This is a genomic window from Actinophytocola sp., assembly GCF_050699915.1.
Lineage (GTDB): Bacteria > Actinomycetota > Actinomycetes > Mycobacteriales > Pseudonocardiaceae > Actinophytocola.
In genome coordinates this window covers 1-26,359 of the sequence record NZ_JBOHGA010000032.1, presented here as the reverse complement: position 1 = coordinate 26,359, position 26,359 = coordinate 1, and the positions used below count along the sequence as shown (strand labels likewise).

The window sequence follows — 26,359 nt, the reverse complement described above, 5'->3', positions numbered from 1 at the left end:
GCGCACCTCGCCGCGCGGTTAGGGTCGGCACGTGAAGGGCCTGCCGCATGTTCTCGCGATCGTGCTCGCCGGTGGTGAGGGGAAACGGTTGTGGCCGCTGACCGCGGACCGCGCCAAGCCCGCGGTCCCGTTCGGGGGCAACTACCGGTTGATCGACTTCGTCCTGTCCAACCTGGTCAACGCCGGGTTCCACCAGCTGTGCGTGCTCACCCAGTACAAGTCGCACTCGCTGGACCGGCACATTTCCACGACCTGGCGGCTCTCGAGCGTGCTCGGGCAGTACATCACCCCGGTGCCGGCCCAGCAGCGCCTCGGCCCGCGCTGGTACACCGGCAGCGCGGACGCGATCTTCCAGTCGCTGAACCTCGTCTACGACGAGCGGCCCGACCAGATCGTCGTGTTCGGCGCGGACCACGTGTACCGGATGGACCCGTCGCAGATGGTCGCCCAGCACGTGGACTCCGGCGCGGGCGTGACCGTCGCGGGCATCCGGGTGCCGCGCACCGAGGCCAAGGCGTTCGGCTGCATCGACTCCGACGCCCAGGGCCGGATCACCCGGTTCCTCGAGAAGCCGGCCGAGCCGCCGCACGTGCCCGACGACCCGGACGTGACCTTCGCCTCGATGGGCAACTACGTCTTCCGCACCGAGGTGCTGCTCGAGGCGCTGCGCGCGGACGCGGCCGACCCCGAGTCGATGCACGACATGGGCGGCGACATCATCCCGATGCTCGTCGGCAGCGGCGACGCGATGGTCTACGACTTCGACGCCAACGAGGTGCCGGGCGAGACCGAGCGGGACCGCGGCTACTGGCGCGACGTCGGGACGCTGGACGCCTACTACGACTCCCACCAGGACCTGGTGTCCGTGCACCCGGTCTTCAACCTGTACAACCAGCGCTGGCCGATCCGCACCGCCACGCCGCCGCTGCCGCCGGCCAAGTTCGTCAACTCCGGCTCGGCGGTCGAGTCGATGGTCGGGCCGGGCTCGATCATCTCCGGCGCGGCCGTGCGCGAGTCGGTGATCAGCGCGGACGTGCAGATCTTCGACGGCGCGAACGTCGAGGGCAGCGTGCTGCTGCCGGGCGTGCGGATCGGCAAGGGCGCGGTCGTGCGCCGGGCGATCCTCGACAAGAACGTCACGGTCGCGGACGGCGCGCAGATCGGCGTCGACCTCGCCGCCGACCGGGAGCGGTACACGATCAGCCCGGGCGGCGTCGTCGTCCTCGGCAAGGGCGAGCGGGTCGAGTAGTTTCCCCTCTGTCCGTGGGCGGCGTGGACCCTTACGGTCGTCGTATGTACCCTGCGCAGCCCCCACCTGAGCACGACCCGTACCAGGCGGTTCGGCCGATGAGCCAGGTCGGCGCGGAGACCGGGCGCAAGCGGTTCGGCAACCTCAAGCTCGGGGCCGGCATCATCGCCGGGTTCGTCGCGTTCGCGCCGTTCGGCGTGGCGACGGCCGCCGTGTGGGGCTGGTTCTCCGGCGAGGCCGACATCAACGGCGGCGGCTGGGCGATCGTCCTGATCGGCCTCGCCGCCGGACTGCTGGTGGGCGGGTTCGTGGCGTCGGAGAGCTGACGCTCTCAGTGCGTCTTGGCGGCGATCAGCAGGCCGTCGCCCAGCGGCAGCAGCACCGGGACCAGCCGGTCGTCCTCCCGCACGGCCCGCGCGACCTCGCGCAAGGCGACCGTCTCGGCGTCGCGGCGGGTCGGGTTCACGACGCGGCCCGACCACAGGACGCTGTCGAACGCGATCACCCCGCCCGGCCGCAGCAGCCGCACGCCCTGTTCGTGGTAGGACGGGTACTCGGCCTTCGCGGCGTCGACGTAGAGCAGGTCGTAGGCCTCGTCGGTGAGCCGCGGCAGCACGTCCAGCGCCCGGCCCATGATCAACCGGCTGCGCCCGGGCGCGATGCCGGCGTCGGCGAACGCCCGCTTCGCCGCGTTCTGGTGCTCGGGCTCCACGTCGATCGAGGTCAGCACGCCGTCGGAGGCCATGCCGCGCAGCAGGTAGAGCCCGCTCACGCCGGCGCCGGTGCCGATCTCCACGACCGCCTTCGCCCGCAGGGCCGTGGCCAGGAACCGCAGGGCCGCGCCGCCACCGGAGGAGATGGGCGGGCAGCCCAGCTCCACGCCGCGGGCCCGGGCCGAGGCGAGCGAGTCGTCCTCGGTCAGGTAGCCCTCGACGTACGCGTGCAACGCGTCGGAGTCGATGGTCGGCGTATCGGATGCCACGGAATGTGAGGTTAGCGTTGTCCGGCCGTCAGCGGGTGAACCCGCCGGAGAGCGCAACGCGTTCATTTCTCAGGAGGCTCTCAGCCAGCTCTCACTACCTTCACATTCGAGTCGCCGATTATCCAGGTGGAGAGTTGGAGACAGGGGGTACGCAGGGTGAGCCGACACGGGGATGCCGAGGGCGGGAACAGGATGAGCGACGTCGACGTTGACCGGGGCAGTGGGGCCGACGGCCCTGGAGAGGTGGCTACCCGCCCGATGCACACGTCGACCGGCTCCATCGCCGAGGCGCAACCGGTGCAGCTGGACGAGCAGTCCAACTGGACCCCGCCGTCGTGGGACGAGGTGGTGCGCGAGCACGCCGACCGCGTCTACCGGCTCGCCTACCGACTCACGGGCAACGCGCACGACGCGGAGGACCTCACCCAGGAGACGTTCATCCGGGTGTTCCGCTCGCTGGCCAACTACAAGCCGGGCACGTTCGAGGGCTGGCTGCACCGCATCACCACGAACCTGTTCCTCGACATGGCGCGCCGCCGGTCGCGGCTGCGCATGGAGGGGCTGCCCGAGGACACCGACCGGCTGGCCGGCGACGATCCGAGCCCCGAGCAGGTCTACGCCGAGACGCACCTGGACCCCGACCTGCAGGAGGCGCTGGACGAGCTGCCGCCCGAGTTCCGGGCCGCCGTCGTGCTCTGTGACGTGGAAGGCCTGTCGTACGAGGAGATCGGCGCAACCCTGGGCGTCAAGTTGGGTACTGTGCGAAGCAGGATCCACCGAGGACGACAGGCGTTGCGCGCGTCGCTGGAGCGGCGCCGCGAACTGGTATCGGAGGGTAGGTCGTGACCGACGAGCGCGGTTGGGGTCTGTCCGAACAGCATCTGTTGCCGGACGTCGTGGTGGCGTTCGTCGACGGTGAGCTGTCCGCGACCGCTCACGACCGGGCCGCGTCGCACATGGCGAGGTGCTCGCAGTGCCTGGCCGACGTCGTCTCGCAGCGGCAGGCCGCGTCCGCCGTGCAGAAGGCGGACATCCCCGCCGTGCCGGCCGCGTTGCTCGCCACGCTGCGGGCCATTCCCCAGCAGGTCGAGATGCCCGCGACCCCGGACGGGCTCGCGATGACCGACGACGGCCAGCTGGTCGTCGTGCAGAAGCCGGACCAGATGCCCTTCGGGTCCAGCGCGCCACTCGGTTCGTCGGCCAAGCTCGGTGAGGGCCGCGCGGTCCTCGGCCGCCGGGCCGCGCAGGGTGCCGGCGTCGTCGTGTCGGGCCTCGTGCTCGGCGCGCTCGCCTTCGCATACGGCAGCAGCCCCGACGAGCCCGAACCGCCGACCACCGCGCCGGATGCCGACCGGCCCGCCGTCTCCGGCGCGGACAACGTCCAGCAGGCCGGTTTCGTGACGCTGCGCTCCGCCGGCCGCTGACCCCACCACTACGCCGACTTCACCGGTGGTCGGGCAGGCTTGGCGACGATGAACGACCAGGTGACCCCCGAGCCGAACGGTGACGGCGCCGACCGTCCCCGCCTCGGGCCACGACCGTTGCACCGCCCCGAGGTCGACGCGTCCAGCGCGGCGACGTTCGGCCGCCCGGCCGGCGTGGACGGTGCGTTCTCGCCCCAGCCCGGCGGGCCCGCGGGGGCCCGGTCCGCGTTCGGCGAGCTGAAGGTCGCCCCGCCTCCACCCGAGTCGCTGGCCACCGCGTTCGGCCGCCCGGCCGGCACGACCGAGCTGCTGCAGCGCCCGCCCACCGAGGACGCGCCCGGCGGCGTCGACCCGTGGGACGACGAGGCCGCGCGCGATCCGTGGCGCGACCCCGCCGCGGGGGCCGTCATCGGCCCGCCCGCGCTCGGCGCGGAGGACGCCAAGCGCGACGACGGCAAGAAGGCCAAGTCCCGGCCCGCCGGCCAGCTGCTGAGCCTCCCCGAGCTGATCTTCGGCCGGCGGGTGAAGGTCACCGCCCTGCTCACGCTCGCACTGGTCGCCCTGCTCATCGGCGGCGCCGGCGGGGTGGCCGGCTGGTACCTCGCGCGCAGCGGCGACTCGCTGCACAGCGACGTCACGCTGGCGGACGTCAGCCCGGGCAAGGAGCGTGTGGCCGGCTCGGTCGCCGACATCTCCGACCGGGTGCGCCCCGGGGTCGTCTCGATCGAGGTCAAGGTCGGCGACTCGGGCGGCTCCGGCTCCGGCGCGGTGATCGACAGCGGCGGCTACATCCTCACCAACAACCACGTCGTCACGCTCGGCGGCTCGGTCGAGGAGGGCCAGGACATCGCCGTGGTGTTCAACGACGGCACCCGCGTGAAGGCGGCGATCGTCGGCCGCGACCCGAAGACCGACCTGGCCGTGCTCAAGATCGACGTGCCCAACCCGACGGTGCTGCAGCTCGGCCGGTCCGAGGATCTGGCCGTCGGCGACACCGTGATCGCGATCGGCTCCCCGCTCGGCTTCGCCGACACGGTCACCCAGGGCATCGTCAGCGCCCTGCACCGGGCCGTGGTCTCGCCCGGCGGCGACGGCGAACCCGCGATCTACGACGGCATCCAGACCGATGCGGCGATCAACCGCGGCAACTCGGGTGGCCCGCTGGTCGACTCCACCGGCGCGCTGGTCGGCATCAACACGAACCTCCAGGGCGCGGACGGCGGCACCGGCAACATCGGCCTCGGCTACGCGATCTCCATCGACTACGCGCGCCCGATCATCGAGACGCTGATCCGCAACGGCCAGGTGCGCCACGCCGACCTCGGGGTGAACGCCGCGTCGGTCTCCGCGGAGACCTCCGACGGCGCCCGGGTGCAGAACGTGAAGGACGGCAGCGCCGCCGAGAAGGCGGGCATCCGGCAGGGCGACGTGATCACCAAGGTCGACGACAAGACCATCGGCGACGTCGCGGAGCTGTTCGTCGCCGTGCGTACGCACTCGGTCGGCGAGCAGGTGTCGGTGGTGCTGGCGCGGGACGGGCGTGAGCTGACGGTTCGGGCCACCCTGCAGTCCGACTGATTGGCTACTCTGGAAACAGAGATGTTCGCGCGGCGGAGGTAGGCCAAGTGTTCGACAGCATCGGCTGGGCCGAGATCCTCGTCATCGTCGTCGCGGGGCTGTTCATCCTCGGGCCGGAGCGGCTGCCCGAGGCGGCGGCGTGGCTCGGGCGCAGCGTACGCAAGGTCCGCGACTACGCGACGGGAGCTCGTGAGCAGCTGCGCACGGAGATGGGCGACGACTTCGAGGACCTCCGCAAGCCGCTGGAGGACCTCCAGCAGCTGCGCAACTTCGACCCCCGCCGGGCCGTGACGAAGCACCTGTTCGACGACGTCGACACGCCCAACGGCCACACGAAGGCCAACGGTCACACGCCGCCGGCTCCGGCCTCGGCGAAGAGCGAGCCCGCCCCGCCGCCGGGTGAGAAGGCCCCGTTCGACCCCGACGCGACCTGATCAGGCCGGCGAGACCGACAGCATCCGGCCGGACAGGCCGCGGGCGCGGGTCGACAGCCGGGTCGCGATGTCCGTCAGCACCTTCGACGCCTCGGCGTCCGGCGCGGACGTGACCATCGGGTTGCCGTTGTCGCCCGCCTCGCGCAGGCGGGGGTCCAGCGGCACCTTGCCGAGCAGCGGCACCTCAGAGCCGGTCATCTTCGACAGCGACTCGGCCACGACCGCGCCGCCGCCGGAGCCGAAGAGCTCCATCCGGGACCCGTCGGGCAGCTCCAGCCACGACATGTTCTCGATCACGCCGGCCAGCCGCTGACGGGTCTGCATGGCGATCGCGCCGGCGCGCTCGGCCACCTCGGCCGCGGCCTGCTGCGGGGTGGTGACCACGAGGATCTCCGCGTTCGGGATCAGCTGCGCCACCGAGATCGCGATGTCGCCGGTGCCCGGCGGGAGGTCGAGCAGCAGCACGTCGAGGTCGCCCCAGAACACGTCGGCCAGGAACTGCTGCAGCGCCCGGTGCAGCATCGGGCCGCGCCACACGACCGGCGTGTTGCCCTGCGTGAACATGGCGATCGAGATGACCTTCACGCCGTTCGCCTCGGGCGGGAGGATCATCTTCTCCACCCGGGTCGGGCGGCCGTCGGCGCCGAGCATGCGCGGCACGGAGTGGCCGTAGATGTCGGCGTCCACGACGCCCACCGACAGCCCGCGCTCGGCCATCGCGACCGCGAGGTTGACCGTGAGGCTCGACTTGCCCACCCCGCCCTTGCCGGACGCGACGCAGTACACCCTGGTCAGCGAACCCGGCTCGGCGAACGGGATGCGCGGCTCCTCTGCGTCGCCGCGGAGCTTGCGGCGCAGGTCGGTGCGCTGCTGGTCGCTCATCACGTCCAGCTCGACCGTGACGTGGCGGACCCCGTCGACCTCGGACACGGCCGCGGTCACGTCGCGGGTGATCTTGTCGCGCAGCGGACAGCCGGAGACCGTCAGATAGATCTCCACGTGGACGGTGCCGGCCTCACCGATGGTCACGTCCTTGACCATGCCGAGGTCGGTGATCGGCTTGTGGATCTCCGGGTCCTCGACGCGGGACAGCGCCGCACGCACGGCCTCGACGTCGGGAACCTGAGTTGGCTCGCTGGTCGTCACACAGCCATGCTACGGGCACACTCACCTCGCCGATCGGGCCGCCGCCGAGACCTCCGCCACGACCTCTGCCACGACCTCCGCCACGACCTCCGCGTCCGCCGGCATGCGCTTGCGTGCGCGCGTTACGTAACATCGCGACCGTGGCGGAGGCGGCCGTGACCCGGCGTTTGACGGGCAATGAGCTCGACGCGTGGCGCTCGTTTCTGCGAGCCCACGCGCGGTTGGTGCGCGTGCTGGAGGCCGAGCTGGTCGCCAAGCACCCCGTCTCCCTCGGCGGCTACGACGTCTTGGTCCAGCTGGCCGAGGCGCCGGACCGGCGGCTGCGGATGGCCGAGCTCGCCGACGCCGTGCTGCTGTCCCGGTCGGGCGTGACCCGGCTGGTCGACCGGCTGGAGGTGGCCGGCATGGTCACCCGCGAGCGCTTCGCGAGCGACGGCCGCGGTGTCGTCGCGGTGCTGACCACCAAGGGCCTCGACACGCTGCGGGAGGCGGCCCGGACGCACCTGGCCGGCGTGATGCGGCACTTCGTCGAGCAGTTCGACCCCGAGGAGCTGCCCGGGTTCGGCGCCATGTGCGCCCGGCTGGCCGAGTAGCGCCGAGTAGCGCCGAGTAGCTCAGCCGTCGGCCCAGCGGGCGTCCTCGCGGACCGAGTCGGCGGTCGGGCGCCGGCGCGGCTGGAGGTCCTTGCGCAGCCGCTCCAGCTCGCCGCGCAGGTAGTCGCGGGTCGCCACCTCGCCGACCGCGAGCCGCAGGGCGGCCAGCTCGCGGGCCAGGTACTCGGTGTCCTCCTTGGTCTGCGCGGCGCGCGTCCGGTCCTCCTCCAGCGAGATGCGGTCCCGGTCGTCCTGCCGGTTCTGGGCGAGCAGGATCAGCGGCGCGGCGTAGGCGGCCTGGGTCGAGAAGGCCAGGTTGAGCAGGATGAACGGGTACGGGTCCCAGCGCAGGCTCACCGCCACCAGGTTCAGCGTGATCCAGGTGATCACGAGCATCGTCTGCCAGAACAGGAACTTGCCCGTGCCGAGGAACCGGGCGAGCCGCTCGGAGAGCCGGCCGAACGCCTCCGGGTCGAACGAGAACCGCAGCCGCCGCCGGGAGCGGGGCTGGTCGAGCCGGCGGCGGGCGATCCGTTCAGGCATCGGCTGTCTCCCCTTCCGACTCCACCGGTGCCCACGGGCCGCCCTCGCGCCAGTCCTCCGGCAGCAGGTGGTCCAGCACGTCGTCGACGGTTACCGCGCCGACGAGGTGGTCGGTGTCGTCGACGACCGGGCCGCACACCAGGTCGTACGCGGCGAAGTACCGGGTGACGTCGGTGAGCGTGGCGTCCGGCGGCAGCCGGGCCAGCTCGGTGTCCAGGGCGCCGGCGACCAGCTCGTACGGCGGTTCGCGGAGCAGCCGCTGCATGTGCACGCAGCCGAGGTAGCGGCCGGTGGGCGTGGCCGACGGCGGCCGGCACACGAACACCATGCTGGCCAAGGCCGGAGTGATGTCGGGGTTGCGCACCAGGGCGAGTGCCTCGGCGATCGTGGCGTCCGGGCTGAGCACGATCGGCTCCGGCGTCATCAGTCCGCCCGCGGTGTCGGCGGAGTAGGCGAGCAGTCGGCGGACGGGGTCGGACTCCTCGGACTCCATCAGCTCGAGCAGCCGGTTCTGGTCGGTCGCGGGCAGCTCGGCGAGCAGGTCGGCGGCGTCGTCGGGGTCCATCACCTCGAGGATGTCGGCCGCGCGCTCCTCGTCGAGGTGGGCGAGCAGGTCCTTCTGGTCGTTCTCGGACAGCTCCTCGAAGACGTCCGCGAGCCGTTCGTCGTCCAGCCCGTCGGCCACCTCGTAGCGGCGCTTGGCCGGCAGGTCGTGCAGCGCGGCGGCGACGTCGGCGGCGCGCATCGTGTCGAAGACGGCGAGCAGCTTGTCGGTGCCCTGCGGGATCGACGAAAGCTCGGTGACGCCCGGCCCGCGGACCTCCTCCCAGCGCAGCACCTGGACCGGCCCGCGGCGGCGGAGCCGGCTGGTGCGCTGCTGGATCGCGACCCGGCCGAGCACCCAGTCGCGGGTCCGGGTCGGCTCCATCGCGGCGTCGACCACGACCGCGACGGCCTCGGTATCGGCGATCAGCACGCGCGCGTCGAGCAGCTGGCCGACGACGAGGACCTCGTTGGGACGCTGGTGGAAGCGGCGCAGGTTGACCGAGCCGGTGGCGAGCGTGACCGCGTTGGCGTCGATCGAGGTCACCCGCAGCATCGGCACGAAGATGCGGCGCCGGGTCGCCAGCTCGACCACCGTGCCGAGCACGCGCGGCGGCTGGTGGTCGGTCCGCAGAGCGGCCACCACGTCCCGGATCTTGCCGATGGACTCGCCGTCGGGCCCGAACACCGGCAGGCCGGCGAGCTGCGCGACGAACACCCTGCTCACGGAGCCCACGGTGATCAGGCTAGCCGCTGGGCACGGGAACCACCTGACGGTTCGCCCGCCGTGGCGTCCGCGACATGTGCGCGGCGCCGGCTCTGGTCGCGCCCTAGGGTCAGCCGCAGTGCACAGGGCTGGAGGCAACGAATGCGCTCACCGAAGGACTTCTTCCGCCCCCTCGCGGTCGGCGCGCCGGAACCGGTGCGGCAGATCCCGTTCCGTCCCTCGCGGATGATCCACTTCTTCGACCCGGGCAACGAGAAGATGGTCGCCAAGGTCCCCGACATGGTGCCCAGGACCGACGTGCTGCTCGGCAACCTCGAGGACGCCGTCGCCGCGGACCGCAAGGAGATCGCGCGCGCCGGACTGGTGCGCATCGCGAAGGAGACCGACTTCGCCGACACGCAGCTCTGGACGCGGGTCAACAGCCTCGACTCGCCGTGGGTGCTGGACGACCTGCTCACCCTGGTCACCGAGATCGGCGACAGGCTCGACGTGATCATGATCCCGAAGGTCGAGGGCCCCGAGGACATCCACTACGTCGACCGACTCCTCGCCCAGCTCGAGGCCCGCGCCGGGCTCGACCGGCCGCTGCTCGTGCACGCGATCCTCGAGACCGCGAGCGGCGTCGCCCGCGTCGAGGAGATCGCCGCCGCCAGCCCACGCATGCAGGGCATCTCGCTCGGGCCGGCCGACCTCGCGGCGAGCCGGCGGATGAAGACGACCCGCGTCGGCGGCGGACACCCCGGCTACCTCGTGCGCAGCGACCCGACGGGGGACGACCTCGTGCAGGGGCGCGCGACCTACCAGCAGGACCTGTGGCACTACACGGTGGCGCGCATGGTCGACGCCTGCGTGGCCGCCGGGATCCTGCCCTACTACGGGCCCTTCGGCGACATCCGCGACACGGTCGCCTGCGAGGACCAGTTCCGCAACGCGTACCTGCTCGGCTGCGTCGGCGCGTGGAGCCTGCACCCGGCGCAGATCGCGATCGCCAAGAAGGTGTTCTCGCCCGAGCCCGCCGAGGTCGCCTGGGCTCGCCGGGTCATCGCGGCGATGGGCAGTGCAGGCGACGCAGGCACCGGTGCGGTCATGCTCGACGGGAAGATGCAGGACGACGCGACGGTCAAGCAGTGCCAGGTGGTCGCGGATCTCGCCGACGAGCTCGCCGGGCGCGACCCGGAGCTCGCCGCCTCCTACGAGCAGGCCACGAAGGAGGCGCTCGCGTGAGGCCCCGCCGGTCCGTCCTCTACATGCCCGGCGCCAACGAGCGTGCGCTGGAGAAGGCCAAGTCCCTGCCGGCCGACGCGCTGATCCTCGACCTCGAGGACGCCGTGGCGCCGGACGCGAAGGTCGCCGCCCGCGAGCGGGTGTGCGCCGCGGCCGCGTCCGGCGCGTACGGCCGGCGCGAGGTGACGATCCGGGTCAACGCCGTCGACACGCCTTGGCACGCCGAGGACCTGGCGGCCGCCGGCAAGGCCGGGCCGGTCGCCGTCGTCGTGCCCAAGGTCGACTCGGCCGAACAGGTCCGCGCGATCGCCGCGGCGCTGCCCGAACCGGTCGAGCTCTGGGCGATGATCGAGACACCGGTCGCGGTGCTGCGCTGCGCTGAGATCGCCGCCGCGAGCGACCGGCTCACCGCCCTCGTGCTCGGCACCAACGACCTCGCCAAGGAGCTGCACGCCGAGCAGGTGCCCGGCCGCGGCCCGCTGCTCGCCGCGCTGTCGACGTGCGTGCTCGCCGCGCGCGCCGCGGGCAAGGTCGTGCTCGACGGCGTCTACAACGACGTTCGCGACGCCGAGGGCTTCGAGGTGGAATGCCGGCAGGGGCGCGAGTTCGGCTTCGACGGCAAGACGCTGATCCACCCGAGCCAGCTCGAGCCGTGCAACCGGGTCTTCGCCCCGTCGGCGGACGACGTCGAGCTGTCGCGCCGGATCATCGACGCCTTCGAGACCGCGCGCCGCGAGGGCCGCGGCGTGGTCACCGTCGACGGCCGGATGATCGAGAACCTGCACGTGGACAACGCCCGCCGAATCCTCGATCTCGCCGACGCCGTAAGGGAGTGAGCCCGGCGTAGCATCGGAATCGAGGGATCGGAGGCTCGTCATGGTCGTGGTTCTCTACATCCTCGTCCTGGTCCTCCTGGTCGGCGCGATCTTCGCGAGCAGCTCCCTTCGCGTGATCAAGCAGTTCGAGCGCGGGCTCGTCTTCCGTTGGGGGCGCGTGCAACCCGCCATCCGCGGGCCCGGGCTGACGGTGATCGCGCCGTTCGCGGACAAGCTGCAGAAGGTCAACATGCAGGTCGTCACGATGCCGGTGCCGGCACAGGACGGCATCACCCGGGACAACGTGACGGTGCGCGTCGACGCGGTCGTCTACTTCAAGGTCATCGACCCGACGCTGGCCATCGTCAACGTCGAGGACTACCGGTTCGCGATCGGCCAGGTCGCGCAGTCCTCGCTGCGTTCGATCATCGGCAAGAGCGACCTCGACGACCTGCTGTCCAACCGCGAGCGGCTCAACCAGGGCCTCGAGCTGATGATCGACACTCCCGCACTGGACTGGGGCATCAGCATCGACCGGGTGGAGATCAAGGACGTGGCGCTGCCGGAGGCGATGAAACGCTCGATGTCGCGGCAGGCCGAGGCGGAGCGGGACCGCCGCGCGCGGATCATCTCCGCCGACGGCGAGTTCCAGGCCTCCCAGAAGCTGTCCGACGCCGCGCGGGTCATGGCCGACACCCCGGCCGCCCTGCAGCTGCGCCTGCTGGAGACCGTCGTCGCGGTCGCCGCCGAGAAGAACTCGACGCTCGTGCTGCCGTTCCCGGTGGAGCTGCTCCGCTTCCTCGAGCACGCCCGTGGGACACCTGAATCGGTGAAGCCGCCAGCCGTTGACTCTCCGAAAGATAACGGTGACGAGAAGTAACGTCCCAGTACAGCGGGCAATTCGGCCGTGACGGATCGTCGAAGGTTGCGGTGAGATAACGCACAGATCACGGTCAGGTCTTGCCCGCACCCCACCCCAACGGGTGAGGGTGTGCCCATGGGAAAGCACCGTGTCAGCAAGGAGGGGCGAAGTCGGCTCTTCGGGGGCCGCGCCCGCGACGACCTGTTCGAGCGGAGCTTCCGCTCCTGCCGCCGCTGTGGCCAGGACGTCTACGTGCTCGCCGACGACTGCCGCGACTGTGGCGCCAGCCTGGAGTTCGCCGGTCGCCTGTTCTGATCCGTGAGGCGAACACAGATCAAAACACTCCTGCTCAGCAGCCAGAGGCACGCCGCGGACCAGTTTGATCTGTGTTCGAGTGGCCCTGCGCACCTTCGGGACGCATACGAGCGTTAACCGGGCGATACTGACCGGTAATTCCCAGTGTCGCCCGGAGGGAGCCCGTCATGGCCCGCCTTGCCCAGACCGCCGGACTCACCGACGTGCAGCAGGAGATCCTGGCGACGGTCCGGGACTTCGTGGACAAGGAGATCATCCCGAACGCGCAGCAGCTCGAGCACGACGACGCCTACCCGCAGGACATCGTCGACGGGATGAAGGAGATGGGGCTGTTCGGCCTCACCATCCCCGAGGAGTACGGCGGACTCGGCGAGTCGCTGCTCACCTACGCGCTGGTGGTGGAGCAGATCGCCCGCGGCTGGATGAGCGTGTCGGGCGTGATCAACACTCACTTCATCGTGGCGCACATGGTCCGCCACCACGGCACCGAGGAGCAGAAGCGGAGCCTGCTGCCGCGGATGGCGGCCGGCGAGGTGCGCGGCAGCTTCTCGATGTCCGAGCCGGACCTCGGCTCCGACGTGGCGGCGATCAAGACCCGGGCGAAGCGCGACGGCTCCGGTGACGGCGCCGACTACGTCATCGACGGCGCGAAGATGTGGCTCACCAACGGCGGCAGCTCGAACCTGATCGCGCTGCTGGTGAAGACCGACGAGGGTGCCGCGAAGGCGCACCAGAACCTGACCGCGTTCCTGGTGGAGAAGCCGACCGGCTTCGGTGAGGTGGCTCCGGGCCTGACCATCCCCGGCAAGATCGACAAGATGGGCTACAAGGGCGTCGACACGACCGAGGCCGTGTTCTCCGGCTACCGGATCCCCGCGTCGGCGATCCTCGGCGAGGCTCCGGGTCGGGGCTTCGCGCAGATGATGGACGGCGTCGAGGTGGGCCGGGTCAACGTGGCCGCCCGGGCGTGCGGCATCGCGATCCGGGCGTTCGAGCTGGCCGTGGACTACGCGCAGCAGCGCCAGACGTTCGGCAAGCCGATCGCCGAGCACCAGGCGATCGCGTTCAAGCTGGCGGAGATGGCCACGAAGGTCGAGGCCGCGCATCTGATGATGGTGAACGCGGCACGGCTGAAGGACTCGGGCGAGCGCAACGACGTCGAGGCGGGGATGGCGAAGCTGCTGGCGTCGGAGTACTGCGCCGAGGTGACCCAGGAGAGCTTCCGCATCCATGGCGGCTACGGGTACTCGAAGGAGTACGAGATCGAGCGCCTGATGCGGGAGGCGCCGTTCCTGTTGATCGGCGAGGGCACGAGCGAGATCCAGAAGACGATCATCAGCCGCGGCCTGCTGCGCGAGTACCGCAGCCGGGGCTGACGCCTCCGGCCCCCGAAATCCAGCGTAGCGAGCGGTACCGACGAAACCGGCTGGTCACGCTGTCGGCCTGTGGACACGGGCGCGCTTCGCTGCCATTTGCACTGCTGTTTGCACCACGAAGCACCCGCGGGGTTAGCACCAAATGCCCCTTGTTGGCAGGATGGTGTTCAACAGCTGAACGAGGTGAGCAACGGTGACCGGTGCGTTCTCCGGCTCGGGACGAGGGAATCAGGGTCTTCCCAAGGTCCCGACGCCCCCGTCGGGCTGGCCGATCGGGTCCTATGACACCTACAAGGAGGCCCATCAGGCGGTCGAGTACCTGGCCGGCAACGAGTTCCCGGTCCAGGAGGTCACGATCGTCGGGGTCGACCTGATGTTGGTCGAGCGGGTCATCGGCCGGCTCAGCTGGCCCAAGGTGCTCGGCACTGGTGCCCTGTCCGGCGCCTGGTTCGGCCTGTTCGTCGGCCTGCTGCTCGGACTGTTCAGCTCGCAGACGATGTCCTTCGCACCGATCCTGGTGGGACTGTCCGCCGGTGTCGTGTTCGGACTGGTCTTCGCCGCCGTCGGCTACGCGACGACCCGAAGCAGCGGTCGCGAGATCGCCTCCGCCAGCCAGCTCGTGGCCGGCCGGTACGACGTGCTCGCCCAGCCGCGCAACGCCGAGAAGGGCCGCGACTTGTTGGCCAAGCTCGCGATGCGACCCCGAACGGACTGACCGGACCGCGTTACACGCCTTGTCGGAATCGTTGTTCAAGTAGCTTGCGGCCCGTGATCATCGGGCCTAGGTTCAGTGCACCAACGCATCAGGTGTGGCCTGACAACGCGTTTCAAGGCACGTCGAGGTGCTGCTGCCGGCTCGTTCGCCGCCGGGACCTCCCGTGCCGGGGAAGGGAAGGCAGGGTTTTTGATGGGCAGTACCCGGACGGGCGGCCGGGGTGTGGCCCGGGCGCGTACCGTCGCCGCGGCCTGCGCCGCGCTCGTCGCAGCGCCGACGATCGCGGCCTGCGGGTCCGAAGGCGGCACACAGATCAACGTCTACTACGCGCCGGAGGAGAACTTCCAGAGCGTCATAGACACGTGCAACGAGCAGGCAAACGGTCGCTACGAGCTCGTCTACCGCAAGCTGCCGCGCGACGCGGACGGCCAACGCGAGCAGATGGTGCGGCGGCTGGCGGCCGGTGACACCGACCTGGACATCCTGGGTCTGGACGTCACCTGGGTCCCGGAGTTCGCCGAGGCGCAGTGGCTCGAGGAGTGGACCGGCGAGAACAAGGCGGACGCCGAGGCGGGCGTGCTGGAAGGTCCGCTCACGACCGCCATGTGGAAGGACAGGCTCTACGCCGCCACGAAGAACACCAACGTGCAGCTGCTCTGGTACGACAAGCGGGTCACCCCGCAGCCGCCGGAGACGTGGCAAGAGATGATCGACATGGCCAAGGACCTCAAGGCCAAGGGTGAGCCCTACGAGGTCCTGTTCACCGGTGCGCAGTACGAGGGCCTCGTGGTCACGTACAACACGCTGGTCGCCTCGGCCGGCGGGCAGATCCTCAACGAGGACGGCACGAAGGTCGTCATGGACGAGGGCGCGATCGAGGCACTCGAGATCCTCAAGGAGGTCGCGAGCGCCGGCATCACTGACCCGTCGCTGACCAACGCCCAGGAGCAGCAGGTCCAGCAGGCGTTCGAGGCGCCGGACAGCAACTCGGCGTTCGAGCTGAACTGGCCGTATGTCTACGCGGCCATCCAGGAGACGAACCCGGACCGCGCGAAGAACCTCGAGTGGGCCCGGTACCCGGGCGTCGACGGGCCGAGCAAGGTCACCGTCGGCGGGTACAACCTCGCGGTCAGCTCGTACTCGCAACACAAGCCGGAGGCGTTCGAGGCGGCGCTGTGCCTGCGCAGCCCGAGCAGCCAGAAGTTCTCGGCCATCAAGGACGGCGTGCCGCCGACCATCGAGTCGGTCTACACCGACGAGCGGCCGCTCGACCCGGGCAGTCCGGAGGACGCGGCGAACAACCCGAGCATGGTGACCGCGTACCCGATGCGGGACACGATCCTGGAGGAGCTCCAGGACCCGTCGGTCCGGCCGCTGACCGTGGTCTACCAGAACCTGTCCACGATCACGTCGAAGGTGCTCTCGCCACCGGCGGACATCGATCCACAAGCGACAGCGGCCGAGCTGCGTGACGGCTTGCAGAAGGCGTTGGAGTCGAAGGGAGTTCTGCCATGAGCCAGACCGTCGACACGGCGCCAGCGCAGGCAGAGCCGGCGAAGGGGAAGAAGCCGGCGCTGAGTGAGGGTAAGCGGGCGGAGCGACGCCTCGGCTGGCTCCTCTGCGCGCCGGCGGCGCTCGTGATGGTCGCGGTGACCGGTTGGCCGATCATCTACTCGGTGTGGCTGTCGCTGCAGCGCTACGACCTGCGGTTCCCGGACCAGCGGGAGTTCGTGGGGCTGGACAACTACATCGCGGTGCTCTCCGACGGCTACTGGTGGACGGCGTTCGGGATCACGACGCTGCTCACCGTGGTGTCGGTGGTGATCGAGCTGGTGTTGGGCATGGTGCTGGCGCTGGTGATGCACCGGACGCTGGTGGGCCGCGGGCTCGTCCGCACGGTTTCCCTCATCCCGTACGGGATCGTGACCGTCGTGGCGGCGTTCTCGTGGTTCTACGCGTGGAACACCGACACGGGGTACCTGTCGAACATGCTCGGTGCGGAAGCGCCGTTGACGCAACAGATCCCGTCGCTGCTGATCGTCATCCTCGCCGAGGTGTGGAAGACCACGCCGTTCATGGCGTTGCTGCTGATGGCCGGCCTCGCGCTGGTGCCCGACGACCTGTTGAAGGCGGCGTCGATGGACGGTGCGTCGGCGTGGCAGCGGTTCACCAAGGTGATCGTGCCGGTGATGAAGCCGGCGATCCTGGTGGCGTTGCTGTTCCGCACGCTGGACGCGTTCCGGATCTTCGACAACATCTTCGTGCTCACCAAGGGCGCCAACGACACTTCGTCGGTGTCCATGCAGACCTACAACAACCTGATCAAGGGTCTGAACCTCGGGATCGGCTCGACGATGTCGGTGCTGATCTTCATCGCGGTGGCGATCATCGCGTTCATCTTCATCAAGCTGTTCGGCGCCTCGGCGCCCGGAAACGACCCGGGAGGGAAGCGCTGATGGCCGTCATCGGAGGAAGCACCGCCGGCCGCAAGACCAAATGGGCCATCGTGGACATCGTGGTCGTCGTCTACGCGCTCATCCCGGTGCTGTGGACGCTCTCGCTGTCGTTCAAGACCGTGGAGACGCAGACCGACAAGAAGTTCTTCCCGTCCGAGTGGACGTTCCAGAACTACCGGGACATCTTCACCACCAACGAGTTCGTCCGCGCGTTGGTCAACTCGATCGGCATCGCGCTGATCGCGACGCTGATCGCGGTGGTGCTGGGCACCATGGCCGCGTACGCGATCGCCCGGCTGGACTTCCCTGGCAAGCAGGCGTTGGTGGGCGTGTCGCTGTTGATCGCGATGTTCCCGCAGGTGTCGCTGGTGTCGCCGCTGTTCGAGATGGAGCGTCAGCTCGGGCTGTTCGACACCTGGGGCGGGCTGATCCTGCCCTACATCACCTTCGCGCTGCCGCTCGCGATCTACACCCTCTCCGCGTTCTTCCGGGAGATCCCGTGGGAGCTGGAGAAGGCGGCGAAGATGGACGGGGCGACCCCGGCGCAGGCGTTCCGGCGAGTGATCGCTCCGCTGGCGGCGCCCGGGGTGTTCACCACCGCGATCCTCGTGTTCATCTTCTGCTGGAACGACTTCCTGTTCGCCATCTCGCTGACCTCGACGGAGTCGTCGCGGACGGTGCCGGCGGCGTTGTCGTTCTTCACCGGCGCCTCGCAGTTCGAAGCGCCAACCGGGACGATCTCCGCGGCCGCCGTGGTGATCACCATCCCGATCATCTTTTTCGTGTTGTTCTTCCAGCGCCGCATCGTCGCGGGGCTGACGTCGGGTGCCGTGAAGGGCTGAGGCAACTATGGCTGAGATCGTGCTGGACAAGCTGACCAAGCGTTACCCGGACGGGGCGCTTGCGGTGTCCGAGGTGGACATCGAGATCGCCGACGGCGAGTTCATCATCCTGGTCGGCCCCTCCGGGTGTGGGAAGTCGACGATGCTGAACATGATCGCCGGGCTGGAGGACATCAGCTCCGGCGAGCTGCGCATCGACGGGCAGCGGGTCAACGAGAAGGCGCCGAAGGACCGGGACATCGCGATGGTGTTCCAGTCCTACGCGCTCTACCCGCACATGAGCGTGCGGGAGAACATGGCCTTCCCCCTGCGGCTGGCGAAGGTGGACGACGCGACGGTGAACGCGAAGGTGGACGAGGCGGCGAAGATCCTCGACCTGACCCAGCACCTGGAGCGCAAGCCGGCGAACCTGTCCGGCGGACAGCGCCAGCGGGTCGCGATGGGGCGGGCGATCGTGCGTAGCCCCAAGGCGTTCCTGATGGACGAGCCGCTGTCCAACCTGGACGCCAAGCTGCGCGTGCAGATGCGCACCTCGGTGTCCAAGCTGCAGAAGCAGCTCGCGACGACCACGGTGTACGTCACCCACGACCAGACCGAGGCGATGACCCTCGGGGACCGCGTCGTGGTGCTGCGCAGCGGTCTGGTGCAGCAGGTCGGCTCGCCGCAGTTCCTCTACGAGAACCCAGCGAACCTGTTCGTCGCCGGGTTCATCGGCTCCCCGGCGATGAACTTCATGCCCGGCACGCTGGAGAACGGCCAGCTCTCCACCGGCCTGGGCTCGGTGGCGCTGTCCGACCGGATCCGGCGGCTGGCGGAGGCGGCGGACGCGCCTCGGGACTTGATCGCCGGCATCCGGCCGGAGCACTTCGAGGACGCGCGCCTGCTGGACGCCACCGCGAAGTCGGCGGGCACCACGTTCGAGGGCACCGTCGACGTGCTGGAGTCCATGGGCTCGGACAAGTACGCCTACTTCACCGTGGAGGGTGAGGCGGCTACCTCCGCGGAGCTCGAGGAGCTGGCCCGGGACGCCGGCGCGGCCGACGTGCCGGCCAGCGGCCAGCAGCTGGTCACCCGGCTGTCGGCGACGTCGGTGGCCAAGGAGGGCGAGAAGGTCGACGTCTGGTTCGACAACGACCAGATCCAGCTTTTCGACCCGTCGTCGGGCAAGAACCTGACGTATTCGGAGTAAGTCCGGCAAGACCAAAGCGGCGCAGCTGTCCGGCCATCGGGCAGCTGCGCCGTTTCATTTCAGCTCCCGAAATCTCCTGCGGACGTCGCCGGCGAATGTCGCGCGTCGGTAGCTAACCGGCATTGATCGTTTCCGGTTTCCGTCTTCCAGAATTCCCGCGATGTAACGCCTTGTCAGGCGGTCGCGATGTGGAGTTCGTCTTTAAACTATTCGGGCTTCTGGATTGCGAGGAAACATGCCGGAAAGAGCCGAGGTCGGAATGCGAGCGGAATTCTTGTTCGCGCGCGTGGTGGGGCCGGTACGCCGTTCGACGCTGGCGCTCGCCGCGGTGATGACCTTGGTCGCGGCCGGCTGTGGCAGCCCGCCGGACACCTCGCCCCAGGAGCCGGTGAACGTCGAGACCGCGGTCCCCGACTCGACGGCCACCACCCCGCCGACCACTCCGCCGACCACTCTGCCGACCACTCCACCGACCACGACGACCACCGTCCCGGTCGAGACGTCGGTCCCCGCCCCGCCGCCGGCACCCAAACCGAAGCCGGCTCCCGAACCCAACCCGAAGCCGAAGCCGGCGCCCAAGCCGCCCGCGCCGGAGCCCGCACCGCGCGACTGCGACCCGTCCTACCCGACCGTCTGCATCCCGTCGGCCCCGCCGGACCTCGACTGCGGCGACATCCCGCACAAGAGGTTCCCGGTGCGTGCACCGGACCCGCACGGCTTCGACGGCAACGACAACGACGGTGTCGGCTGCGAGAGCTGACCCGTCCTTCCCGCCGCGGCCGGCCTCGAACGTGGATCGGGCCGGCTGCGGCGCATCAGCGCCGGGTGAGCGCGCGGAAGAGGCGGTGCTCGGCCGAGTGGGGAGTGGCCCGCGAGGTCGCCTCCGGGTGGTGGCGGGCCAGCAGCACGACGCCGAACATGGCGATCAGTGCCCCGGCCGCCATCCCCAGGCCGGTGACCCCGCCCGCGTCGGCGGTCTCGTCGAGCAGCCCCATCGCGATCGCCGCGGCGACGAGCGGGCTCAGCACCGTCTGGCAGCCGACGACGACGTCCGGCGGCCCGCTGGCGTAGGCGAGCTGGATGAACCAGGAGCCGATCGCGAACGAGGCCACCAGCGCCGTGGCCGACAGCGGCGACACACCGGCGAACCCGTTCGTCTGGAACGTGTACGTCACGTCCCGCACCAGCACCGACACCAGCCCGTACGCCGCGCCGGCGCCCGTCGCGAGCAGCACGCACCGCACGATGCCGTCGCGCAGCGCGCCGATCCCGCCGAACAGCAGCACCACGCCCGCGATGATCTGGCACGCCATCAGCACCGCCGGCTCGGGGAACACCACCGGGCTCGCGTGCCCGGACGCCAGCGCGACGAAGACCGCGACGCCGAGCGTGCTCGCGATGACCGCCACGATCGCCGTCGCGTCGAGCCGCTCGCCGGACGCGCGGGCGTTGAGGACCGCGACCGCGGGCAACGCGAGCACCACGATCGGCGCGACGATCGTGACCGGCGCGAGCGCCAGGGCCAGGATCTGCAGCATCGCGCACGCGGTCAGCACCGCGACGCCGAGCAGCCACGAGCGGTTGTGCACGAGCCGGGCGATCCCCCGCAGGCCGAGGCCCTTGTCCTGGGTCTCGTTGCGGACGCCTCGGTGCTGCAGCTGGGCACCGATCGCGCTGCACAGCGCGCCGAGCACGGCGAACGCTATGGCGAGCGGAATCATCCGGCGACCTCGACTCTCGCTGGCTCCCTGCGCTCGCGGGCGGAACTGACAACGACACGCAACAGGCGCACCGCGAGTGCCATCAACATCAGCATCTCAAGCCCGAACAGCGCTCGCTGTACGAGACCGGAGAAACCTCGTCCGTCCAGCACACCAGGAATCGCCAGGCTGGGGAAGATGTCCGGCAGGCGTGTCGCGAGGTAAGCGGCCGCGAGGCCCATCGCGACCATCGCCATCCGCCGCACCACCCGTGCCGTGCGCGCCCACCGATCGTCGGTGGCCAGCCGCCGCGCGAGGCTCAGCCCGGCCAGCGGGAGGCTGACGAACAGAGACGCGCCGGCGACCTGGTGGATCAGCCCGGACGTGCTCACGATCGACTTGCTGTTGTCCGTCGGGAAGATCGCGCACAGGGTGAGGCTGGCGCACCAGATCCCGAAGAACGCCGTCGACGCGCCGCCCAGCCGGATGCCCTGCACCCACATGCCGGTGAGCATCAGCACCGTGCCGAGGGCCAGCACCGTCGCCGAGGTGGCGAACTCCTCACGGCCGTCGCCGTAGAAGACGTAGTAGCTGACCGCCCGGGAGAACGGATCGACCTCGTGGGCGAAGTGGATGTTGAGGTAGGTCATCATCGCCAGCGACCGCACCAGCGCGATGAGCGAGAGCAGCGACAAGCAGGCGGACAGGAACAGGAACCCGCTCAACCACGGCCCCCGCCTCGCCCCTCGCTCCACCGCCCCGCCAGCTCGCTCCAGCCCGCCGGCTCGCATCGAGAGTCCGTCGGCTCGGTCCAGCGTTCCGCCGGTTCGCTCCGTTGGCCCGTCGGCTAGCTCCTCCGGCCCGTCGATTCGCTCCGCTGGGCCGTCGACTGGTGCCGCAGCTCGGTTGGCTCGCTTCGAGAGTCCGCCGGCTCGCACCACCGGTCCATTGGTTCGAGCGGGCCCGTCGGCTCGTGCCGGCGGTCCGTCCACTGGCTCCACTGGCAAGTCGGCTCGTGCCGGAGGTTCGTTGGCCCGCTCCGAGAGCCCGTTGGCCCGGCCCGGCGTTCCGTCGGCTCGCTCCGCTGGCCCGCCGGCTCGCTCCGCAGGTTCGTTGGCTCGCGCCGCGGGTCGGTTGGCTCGCTTCGCCGATCCGTTGGCTCGCCCCCGCGATCCCCCGGTCGTCGCCCGTGTGCCGTCGGTTAGTCCCGTGGAGTTGTCGGTTCTCCCCGCTGATCTGGAGGACACGTCCATGGCTCTCCCCACGCCATCTGTGTTCACTTGTGATCAACGCATGGTTCCCCCTCAAGATTCCCGTATGTGAACTGAGAGCGCCCTCAGCTCAGCTGATCATGTACCCGGTCGGGTGACGGTCCCGGCCTGCCGGCGGCGTGTGTCAGCTGTCCCAGATCTGCACCCCGCGGACCAGGTATGGCGCCTCCGGCACGTACGTGCCGCCGCCCGGGTAGGTGTCGAACTCGCCTTCGGTATCGCACTCGCGCCCCTGGTAGACGGTGACCGGCCGCGTGGTGCGGTTGGCGAACGAGCGCCCGTCCGCGCCCTCGGGCAGCGGTACGCACTCGCCGGGGTTGGTGTTCTCGAGCGCCACCCGGACGATCGCGCCTCCGTAGTCCTCGTTCGGCCAGATGCAGAACTCGCCCCGCTCACACACGGTCGGCTCGGTGGCGCCGGCGACGCCGGCGCCTGTAGCCACCGCGGCACCCGCTGCCGCCACGACGGTGATGACGCGTCCGATCGTGTTCCTCATCGTCATTCCTTTCCCTGCGATCCCGCCGCGGCCGAACTGACCGCGATGAGTCGAGAATGCCCGGGAAGGAACGAATGGCAAAACGGCTATCCACAGGCACCGAGTTATCCACAGCCGACGTCGCACACCCCATTTCCGTCACCCCCACCCGATAGAATGGAGTCACGGGGTGCCCCCGGAGAGGGTGGGGGCTGTCGGCCGCATGTGCGTGCGTGCATGCGTGGACGGGCGGGGCGCGCGGGGCGTGGCGTGGTGTGGTTGGGTGCGGGCGGAAGTTCTTTTGTGGGGCGGAGCTGGGTGTAGCGGACGGTCCGGTTGGGACGATCACCGTGGCGGTCGGGCAGACCGCGTGTGCCGTTGGATGTCTCCGCCAACGTGCGGACCGCGGCCGGTCACGGGGCTGATGTCGTTGTGCTGCCGGAATTGTTTCTAACGGGTTACGAGCTTTCCGAAATCGTCGGAGATGTCGGGCAGAACGCCGTCGAATTCGGCGACCCTCGGCTCGAGATGCTCGCTCGGGCCTGCGCCGACACTCGCACCGCCGTCGTCGCCGGGGCGCCCACTCGGCACGGTGACGACGTCCGCATCTCCGCCCTCGTCCTCGGCCGGGGACGGCCGGCCACCGCCCGGTACGACAATCAGCACGTCACCGAGAAGGAACGCGCCGCGGTTTCTACGACCGCGACGAAGACCCCGACGACATCTCCCCCCACAGGGCGCGGGACAACGGCATGTACGTCGCCCTCGCCGACCACTGCGGGCCCTACCGGGCCAAACGAAGGCAGCGGCCATAGCCCGGTCAGACACCCGGACGGGACACTCCTCGCCGGCACCCGAGCAGACCTCGGAATCGCCGTCGCGAAGGTCACGCTCTGGCGGCGCCGCGCCGGTTGTCGCGGACCGCTTCGATCACGTCGTCGTCCCAGCGGTGCGTGCGCATCAGCTTGTACCGCTCGCACGCGACCCACATGTACGCCTCGGCCTCGGTCTGCGTCTCGATCATCCCCGCCTGCCGCAGCATGCGCACCACCGGCACGAACTCGTCGTCGTGCCAGCGTCGGGCGACATCCGAACGGTCGAGGAACCGGCCCTCGTCCTGCATCAGCCGGAAGCCCCACGCCTCGATGGCCTCGGCCAGCTCCGCGTAGTCCCACGGATCGACCAGCTCGATCGCCCCGCGTGCCTCGCCGGTCAGCGGCACCCGGTCCAGGAAGATCCGCCGGTAGTCCTTCACCAGCAGGTCGCCGCGGTACCGCACACCCTCCGGCGAGAGCCGCGTCGTCACCTCGGTGACATACGCGTCGATTGTCTTCAGGCCGAGCGCGTGCGCCACCGACACGCGATGGTGGCCGTCCTCCACGAAGTGCATGTCGCCGACCCGGTACACCTCGATCGGCGGCACCGACTCGCCTCGCCGCTGCGCCAGCGCCAGCCGCTGCCAGCGCTCCCGCACCTGCCCGCTCGTCGGGCGGAACCGGCGGTCGAACTCGCGGGACCGGTCGACGGTGCCCACGATCGAGTCCAGCGTGATCACCTGCAGGCCCAGCCGCCGCTCGCCGGTGCGGCCGAGCGCGGCCACGACCTCGTCGAACGGCAGCATGATGTTCACGTCGTCCGGCGAGCGGCGCAGCCACTGGGCCAGCCGCGACATCACCTGTCGCCGGCGCACCCGGAGAAAGTCGTTCTCGGCGTCCGCCGCCGGGAAGCCCGTGTCACGATTCATCACTACCCCCCGCATCGGGTACGTCCAGGATGCGGTAGCCGACCGTGTTGACGATACGTGTTTTTCCTATCTCCCGGTCCGGCACCGGCTGCCCGTGCGGGTGAATGTGTCCGTGCAGCATGAGGTTGGGTCGCAGGCGCTCGACGACCGTGTGCAGGCAGGCGAAACCGCGGTGCGGCGGGTCGTCCCGGTCACCGCAGTCCTTGGGCGGGGAATGGGTGAGCAGCACGTCCACCGGGCGCCCGTCCCGGCGCTCCAGGCGAGCCGCCGTCCGCACCACCTTCGCCGCCCGGCGCGCCTGCTGGCGCTCGGTCCACTGGTTGGGACCGTTGTTGTAGCGGATCGACCCGCCGAGCCCGGCGATCCGCAGGCCGGCGACGTCGACGACCTGCGCGTCCGCGTTCACCCCGCCGGTCGGCCCTGGCCACTCCACGGGGAGCCCGTCGCGGATCCACAGCCCGCGGCGCTCGTGGCCGGACAGGTCCGCGTCGTGGTTGCCGGGCACGTACACACAGGGCCTGTCCAGCTCGTTCGACAGGTACTCGAGATAGTCGAACGGCAGGTCACCAGCGCCGATCACCAGCGCGACGTCTCCGGCACGCTTGCGGACCCAGTCGGTCCAGAGCGGCTCGACGACCTCGTCGGAGACGCACAGTACTTTCGGCACGCCACCGAGCGTACGGACGCACGCGTCCGGTCAGGCTAGTGCCGTCACTGCGTGCAACCCATTACCCTCAGACACGAATGTCGGGGAACTTGCAGGGAGCTGACACGGATGGTGGACCAGCCGAACGCGGGGACCGGTGCGAACGCCGGCTCATCTGACTTCTACGTCAGTGGTGGGGTGAACTGGCCGGGGTTCACTCTGGAAGAGCTCGTGGCCATGGTCGCCCAGCAGGCGAGCGTGCCGCAGCTGGAGCGCCTGGCGCTGGACTGGCGCGACGCCGGCGACGGCATCGCGGACACCGCCGACTACCTCGCCGACGCGCTCGACGACCTGATGAACTACTGGTCGGGCGCGTCCGCGGAGAAGGCCAGGACGACCGTGGCCCTCAACGCGCAGTGGGTGTCGGACCTGGGTAGCACCGCCCGGAACATGGGCGCCCCGATCGACGAGGCGGCGGGCGCGCTCAAGGCCGCACAGGAGGCCATGCCCATGCTCCCGTCGACCGCGGCGGTCGCCCAGCCGGGCTCGGCGCCGATCAACGCGGAGCAGGCCGCCGCACTCACCGGCAGCCCGATGGGCGCCGCGCTGGGCGCCACCGCGGCCGGATCGCGCAGCGCGTTCGCGGCGCAGGCCGAGCAGGCCGAGTCCAAGCGGGTCGCGGTGGAGACCATGCAGCGGTTCGAGCGCGCCACGATCGGCATCGACCGGTCCACCCCGGTGTTCCTCGGGCAGAACGACGAGCTGGTGCCGCGCGAGGACGGCCTGATCCTCGACCCGGAGTCCGGCGAGTGGGTCAAGGAAGTCACCACGGTCACCGGCGTCGACATGCGTTGGGACCTGCTCACCAGGCTGCCCCTCGACGCCACGTCCGCCGCTCGCGCGGCCGGTGACCTCGCCGGCAGCAACATGGGCCTGATCAGCGGCAGCTTCACCGGCGTCGGCGGCATCGGCGGCGGTTCCGGCGGGATGAACCTGGGTCCGATCTCCGGCGGTTCGTCGTCCCTCGGCGGCATCGGCGGCGCCAGCCCCGACTCGGTCGGCGGCGCCGTGCCGGCGCGTGGTGGCGTGCCGACGTCGCCGGCGGGTGCGGTCATCGGCGGGGCGAACGCCGCGCACGGTGGCGCGATGGGTGCGGCGCCGATGGGTGCCGGCATGGGCGGCATGAGCGCGGCCGCGCAGGCGCACCGCCGAAGGGTTCCGTACGACGCCGACGACCCGTTCGACACGGGTCAGAAGGCCTCGCCACCGGTCATCGGCCTCTGAGCCGCAGCACGCCCAGCTAGGGGATCAGCGCCATGGCAGCAGACAACTTCTTCGCGGCGCAGCCGCAGCCAGTTCCGGTGGACCAGGCGGCCGCGGCCGACCAGGCCGTGTTCGCCGACCAGGCCGCCGCCGACCAGGCGTTCTTCGCCGGTCAGCCTGCCGTGCTGACCGGCGACCTCGCGGCTCCGACGCCGGCTCCGCCGCCCGCGATGCCCGTGTCCGTGCC

General features: G+C 70.3%; 29 protein-coding genes and 1 pseudogene. 21 read left to right on the top strand and 9 right to left on the bottom strand.

Annotation, left to right across the window (positions count from 1 at the left end):
- Positions 1-31 precede the first annotated feature (31 nt).
- Together glgC and ACRDSK_RS08930 are read left to right on the top strand one after the other, a co-directional pair.
- Positions 32-1,249: a glucose-1-phosphate adenylyltransferase gene (gene glgC / locus ACRDSK_RS08935; RefSeq protein ID WP_431439516.1), complete on the top strand. Its 1,218-nt coding sequence runs from the start codon at positions 32-34 to the stop codon at positions 1,247-1,249.
- A gap of 44 nt (positions 1,250-1,293) precedes the next feature.
- On the top strand, positions 1,294-1,575 hold the full coding sequence (locus tag ACRDSK_RS08930) for a hypothetical protein (RefSeq protein WP_431439515.1): 282 nt from the start codon (positions 1,294-1,296) through the stop codon (positions 1,573-1,575).
- Between the two features lie 5 nt (positions 1,576-1,580).
- On the opposite strand, the gene ACRDSK_RS08925 is transcribed toward ACRDSK_RS08930, so the two are convergent.
- Complete coding sequence (locus ACRDSK_RS08925) at positions 1,581-2,231, bottom strand: O-methyltransferase (protein WP_431439514.1); 651 nt, start codon at positions 2,229-2,231, stop codon at positions 1,581-1,583.
- Between the two features lie 258 nt (positions 2,232-2,489).
- Between ACRDSK_RS08925 and sigE the strand changes: the two genes are divergently transcribed.
- The 4 genes from sigE to tatB are packed head-to-tail and all read left to right on the top strand — an operon-like array spanning position 2,490 to position 5,667.
- Positions 2,490-3,077, top strand: coding sequence for an RNA polymerase sigma factor SigE (gene sigE / locus ACRDSK_RS08920; RefSeq protein ID WP_431439513.1), 588 nt, complete (start codon positions 2,490-2,492; stop codon positions 3,075-3,077).
- Entirely contained in the window at positions 3,074-3,655 is a 582-nt protein-coding gene (locus tag ACRDSK_RS08915; protein ID WP_431439512.1) for a zf-HC2 domain-containing protein, read from the top strand. The genes sigE and ACRDSK_RS08915 overlap by 4 nt, the downstream gene beginning before the upstream one ends.
- Positions 3,656-3,703: 48 nt before the next feature.
- On the top strand, positions 3,704-5,233 hold the full coding sequence (locus tag ACRDSK_RS08910) for a trypsin-like peptidase domain-containing protein (protein ID WP_431439511.1): 1,530 nt from the start codon (positions 3,704-3,706) through the stop codon (positions 5,231-5,233).
- Between the two features lie 47 nt (positions 5,234-5,280).
- On the top strand, positions 5,281-5,667 hold the full coding sequence (gene tatB / locus ACRDSK_RS08905; RefSeq protein ID WP_431439510.1) for a Sec-independent protein translocase protein TatB: 387 nt from the start codon (positions 5,281-5,283) through the stop codon (positions 5,665-5,667).
- On the opposite strand, the gene ACRDSK_RS08900 is transcribed toward tatB, so the two are convergent.
- Positions 5,668-6,813: an Mrp/NBP35 family ATP-binding protein gene (locus tag ACRDSK_RS08900; protein WP_431439509.1), complete on the bottom strand. Its 1,146-nt coding sequence runs from the start codon at positions 6,811-6,813 to the stop codon at positions 5,668-5,670.
- 155 nt (positions 6,814-6,968) lie between these two features.
- Between ACRDSK_RS08900 and ACRDSK_RS08895 the strand changes: the two genes are divergently transcribed.
- A complete protein-coding gene (locus ACRDSK_RS08895) occupies positions 6,969-7,406 on the top strand; it encodes a MarR family winged helix-turn-helix transcriptional regulator (protein ID WP_431439508.1) in 438 nt (145 codons plus the stop codon).
- 21 nt (positions 7,407-7,427) lie between these two features.
- On the opposite strand, the gene ACRDSK_RS08890 is transcribed toward ACRDSK_RS08895, so the two are convergent.
- Together ACRDSK_RS08890 and ACRDSK_RS08885 are read right to left on the bottom strand one after the other, a co-directional pair.
- Positions 7,428-7,949 (bottom strand): DUF1003 domain-containing protein, encoded by a 522-nt coding sequence (locus ACRDSK_RS08890; protein ID WP_431439507.1) that lies wholly within the window; start codon positions 7,947-7,949, stop codon positions 7,428-7,430.
- Positions 7,942-9,228: a magnesium transporter MgtE N-terminal domain-containing protein gene (locus ACRDSK_RS08885; RefSeq protein WP_431439506.1), complete on the bottom strand. Its 1,287-nt coding sequence runs from the start codon at positions 9,226-9,228 to the stop codon at positions 7,942-7,944. The genes ACRDSK_RS08890 and ACRDSK_RS08885 overlap by 8 nt, the downstream gene beginning before the upstream one ends.
- Positions 9,229-9,360: 132 nt before the next feature.
- Here ACRDSK_RS08885 and ACRDSK_RS08880 point away from each other — a divergent pair, with 132 nt between their 5' ends.
- From ACRDSK_RS08880 to ACRDSK_RS08830, 11 genes are all read left to right on the top strand, one after another.
- The gene (locus ACRDSK_RS08880) at positions 9,361-10,443 is read left to right on the top strand and encodes an HpcH/HpaI aldolase/citrate lyase family protein (RefSeq protein ID WP_431439505.1); all 1,083 of its coding nucleotides are present in this window, start codon (positions 9,361-9,363) and stop codon (positions 10,441-10,443) included.
- Positions 10,440-11,279 (top strand): HpcH/HpaI aldolase/citrate lyase family protein, encoded by an 840-nt coding sequence (locus tag ACRDSK_RS08875; RefSeq protein ID WP_431439504.1) that lies wholly within the window; start codon positions 10,440-10,442, stop codon positions 11,277-11,279. Before ACRDSK_RS08880 ends, ACRDSK_RS08875 begins: the two co-directional genes overlap by 4 nt.
- A 46-nt stretch (positions 11,280-11,325) precedes the next feature.
- Complete coding sequence (locus ACRDSK_RS08870) at positions 11,326-12,138, top strand: slipin family protein (protein ID WP_431439532.1); 813 nt, start codon at positions 11,326-11,328, stop codon at positions 12,136-12,138.
- A 117-nt stretch (positions 12,139-12,255) separates the two neighbouring features.
- A complete protein-coding gene (locus tag ACRDSK_RS08865; protein ID WP_431439503.1) occupies positions 12,256-12,435 on the top strand; it encodes a hypothetical protein in 180 nt (59 codons plus the stop codon).
- 167 nt (positions 12,436-12,602) lie between these two features.
- A complete protein-coding gene (locus ACRDSK_RS08860) occupies positions 12,603-13,811 on the top strand; it encodes an acyl-CoA dehydrogenase family protein (protein WP_431439502.1) in 1,209 nt (402 codons plus the stop codon).
- A 193-nt stretch (positions 13,812-14,004) separates the two neighbouring features.
- Positions 14,005-14,526: a general stress protein gene (locus ACRDSK_RS08855; protein WP_431439501.1), complete on the top strand. Its 522-nt coding sequence runs from the start codon at positions 14,005-14,007 to the stop codon at positions 14,524-14,526.
- A gap of 192 nt (positions 14,527-14,718) precedes the next feature.
- Positions 14,719-16,041 (top strand): ABC transporter substrate-binding protein, encoded by a 1,323-nt coding sequence (locus ACRDSK_RS08850; protein WP_431439500.1) that lies wholly within the window; start codon positions 14,719-14,721, stop codon positions 16,039-16,041.
- Positions 16,038-16,982 (top strand): carbohydrate ABC transporter permease, encoded by a 945-nt coding sequence (locus tag ACRDSK_RS08845; protein WP_431439499.1) that lies wholly within the window; start codon positions 16,038-16,040, stop codon positions 16,980-16,982. The genes ACRDSK_RS08850 and ACRDSK_RS08845 overlap by 4 nt, the downstream gene beginning before the upstream one ends.
- A complete protein-coding gene (locus tag ACRDSK_RS08840; RefSeq protein WP_431439498.1) occupies positions 16,982-17,824 on the top strand; it encodes a carbohydrate ABC transporter permease in 843 nt (280 codons plus the stop codon). Before ACRDSK_RS08845 ends, ACRDSK_RS08840 begins: the two co-directional genes overlap by 1 nt.
- Positions 17,825-17,831: 7 nt before the next feature.
- The gene (locus ACRDSK_RS08835) at positions 17,832-19,013 is read left to right on the top strand and encodes an ABC transporter ATP-binding protein (RefSeq protein ID WP_431439497.1); all 1,182 of its coding nucleotides are present in this window, start codon (positions 17,832-17,834) and stop codon (positions 19,011-19,013) included.
- A 259-nt stretch (positions 19,014-19,272) separates the two neighbouring features.
- Positions 19,273-19,773, top strand: coding sequence for a hypothetical protein (locus ACRDSK_RS08830; RefSeq protein ID WP_431439496.1), 501 nt, complete (start codon positions 19,273-19,275; stop codon positions 19,771-19,773).
- Between the two features lie 55 nt (positions 19,774-19,828).
- Here the strand turns inward: ACRDSK_RS08830 and ACRDSK_RS08825 are convergent, their stop codons facing one another.
- From ACRDSK_RS08825 to ACRDSK_RS08815, 3 genes are all read right to left on the bottom strand, one after another.
- The gene (locus ACRDSK_RS08825; RefSeq protein ID WP_431439495.1) at positions 19,829-20,734 is read right to left on the bottom strand and encodes a DMT family transporter; all 906 of its coding nucleotides are present in this window, start codon (positions 20,732-20,734) and stop codon (positions 19,829-19,831) included.
- Positions 20,731-21,438 carry a DUF998 domain-containing protein gene (locus ACRDSK_RS08820; protein ID WP_431439493.1) on the bottom strand — a complete coding sequence of 236 codons (708 nt, stop codon included), beginning with the start codon at positions 21,436-21,438 and terminating at the stop codon, positions 20,731-20,733. The genes ACRDSK_RS08825 and ACRDSK_RS08820 overlap by 4 nt, the downstream gene beginning before the upstream one ends.
- Positions 21,439-22,108: 670 nt before the next feature.
- Entirely contained in the window at positions 22,109-22,480 is a 372-nt protein-coding gene (locus ACRDSK_RS08815) for a peptidase inhibitor family I36 protein (protein ID WP_431439491.1), read from the bottom strand.
- A 351-nt stretch (positions 22,481-22,831) separates the two neighbouring features.
- Here ACRDSK_RS08815 and ACRDSK_RS08810 point away from each other — a divergent pair.
- Positions 22,832-23,098 (top strand): annotated as a pseudogene (locus ACRDSK_RS08810) (nitrilase-related carbon-nitrogen hydrolase); the annotation flags it as partial.
- Between the two features lie 247 nt (positions 23,099-23,345).
- On the opposite strand, the gene ACRDSK_RS08805 reads toward ACRDSK_RS08810, so the two are convergent.
- Positions 23,346-24,203, bottom strand: a complete 858-nt coding sequence (locus tag ACRDSK_RS08805; protein ID WP_431439490.1) for a chromosome partitioning protein ParB — start codon at positions 24,201-24,203, stop codon at positions 23,346-23,348.
- Positions 24,193-24,870, bottom strand: coding sequence for a metallophosphoesterase family protein (locus ACRDSK_RS08800; protein WP_431439489.1), 678 nt, complete (start codon positions 24,868-24,870; stop codon positions 24,193-24,195). The genes ACRDSK_RS08805 and ACRDSK_RS08800 overlap by 11 nt, the downstream gene beginning before the upstream one ends.
- A 108-nt stretch (positions 24,871-24,978) precedes the next feature.
- On the opposite strand from ACRDSK_RS08800, the gene ACRDSK_RS08795 reads away from it, so the two are divergent.
- A complete protein-coding gene (locus ACRDSK_RS08795) occupies positions 24,979-26,133 on the top strand; it encodes a hypothetical protein (protein WP_431439488.1) in 1,155 nt (384 codons plus the stop codon).
- Positions 26,134-26,165: 32 nt separating this feature from the next.
- Positions 26,166-26,359 (top strand): hypothetical protein (locus ACRDSK_RS08790; protein ID WP_431439487.1); only part of this gene is annotated, 194 nt, incomplete at its 3' end.

Excerpts from the sequence above, each read along its gene's own strand:
- ACRDSK_RS08930 (WP_431439515.1), top strand. The coding sequence starts at position 1,294 with ATGTACCCTGCGCAGCCCCCACCTGAGCACGACCCGTACCAGGCGGTT.
- sigE (WP_431439513.1), top strand. The coding sequence starts at position 2,490 with ATGCACACGTCGACCGGCTCCATCGCCGAGGCGCAACCGGTGCAGCTG.
- ACRDSK_RS08910 (WP_431439511.1), top strand. The coding sequence starts at position 3,704 with ATGAACGACCAGGTGACCCCCGAGCCGAACGGTGACGGCGCCGACCGT.
- ACRDSK_RS08890 (WP_431439507.1), bottom strand. The coding sequence starts at position 7,949 with ATGCCTGAACGGATCGCCCGCCGCCGGCTCGACCAGCCCCGCTCCCGG.
- ACRDSK_RS08880 (WP_431439505.1), top strand. The coding sequence starts at position 9,361 with ATGCGCTCACCGAAGGACTTCTTCCGCCCCCTCGCGGTCGGCGCGCCG.
- ACRDSK_RS08865 (WP_431439503.1), top strand. The coding sequence starts at position 12,256 with ATGGGAAAGCACCGTGTCAGCAAGGAGGGGCGAAGTCGGCTCTTCGGG.
- ACRDSK_RS08860 (WP_431439502.1), top strand. The coding sequence starts at position 12,603 with ATGGCCCGCCTTGCCCAGACCGCCGGACTCACCGACGTGCAGCAGGAG.
- ACRDSK_RS08850 (WP_431439500.1), top strand. The coding sequence starts at position 14,719 with ATGGGCAGTACCCGGACGGGCGGCCGGGGTGTGGCCCGGGCGCGTACC.
- ACRDSK_RS08845 (WP_431439499.1), top strand. The coding sequence starts at position 16,038 with ATGAGCCAGACCGTCGACACGGCGCCAGCGCAGGCAGAGCCGGCGAAG.
- ACRDSK_RS08840 (WP_431439498.1), top strand. The coding sequence starts at position 16,982 with ATGGCCGTCATCGGAGGAAGCACCGCCGGCCGCAAGACCAAATGGGCC.
- ACRDSK_RS08835 (WP_431439497.1), top strand. The coding sequence starts at position 17,832 with ATGGCTGAGATCGTGCTGGACAAGCTGACCAAGCGTTACCCGGACGGG.
- ACRDSK_RS08830 (WP_431439496.1), top strand. The coding sequence starts at position 19,273 with ATGCGAGCGGAATTCTTGTTCGCGCGCGTGGTGGGGCCGGTACGCCGT.
- ACRDSK_RS08825 (WP_431439495.1), bottom strand. The coding sequence starts at position 20,734 with ATGATTCCGCTCGCCATAGCGTTCGCCGTGCTCGGCGCGCTGTGCAGC.
- ACRDSK_RS08815 (WP_431439491.1), bottom strand. The coding sequence starts at position 22,480 with ATGAGGAACACGATCGGACGCGTCATCACCGTCGTGGCGGCAGCGGGT.
- ACRDSK_RS08805 (WP_431439490.1), bottom strand. The coding sequence starts at position 24,203 with ATGAATCGTGACACGGGCTTCCCGGCGGCGGACGCCGAGAACGACTTT.
- ACRDSK_RS08795 (WP_431439488.1), top strand. The coding sequence starts at position 24,979 with ATGGTGGACCAGCCGAACGCGGGGACCGGTGCGAACGCCGGCTCATCT.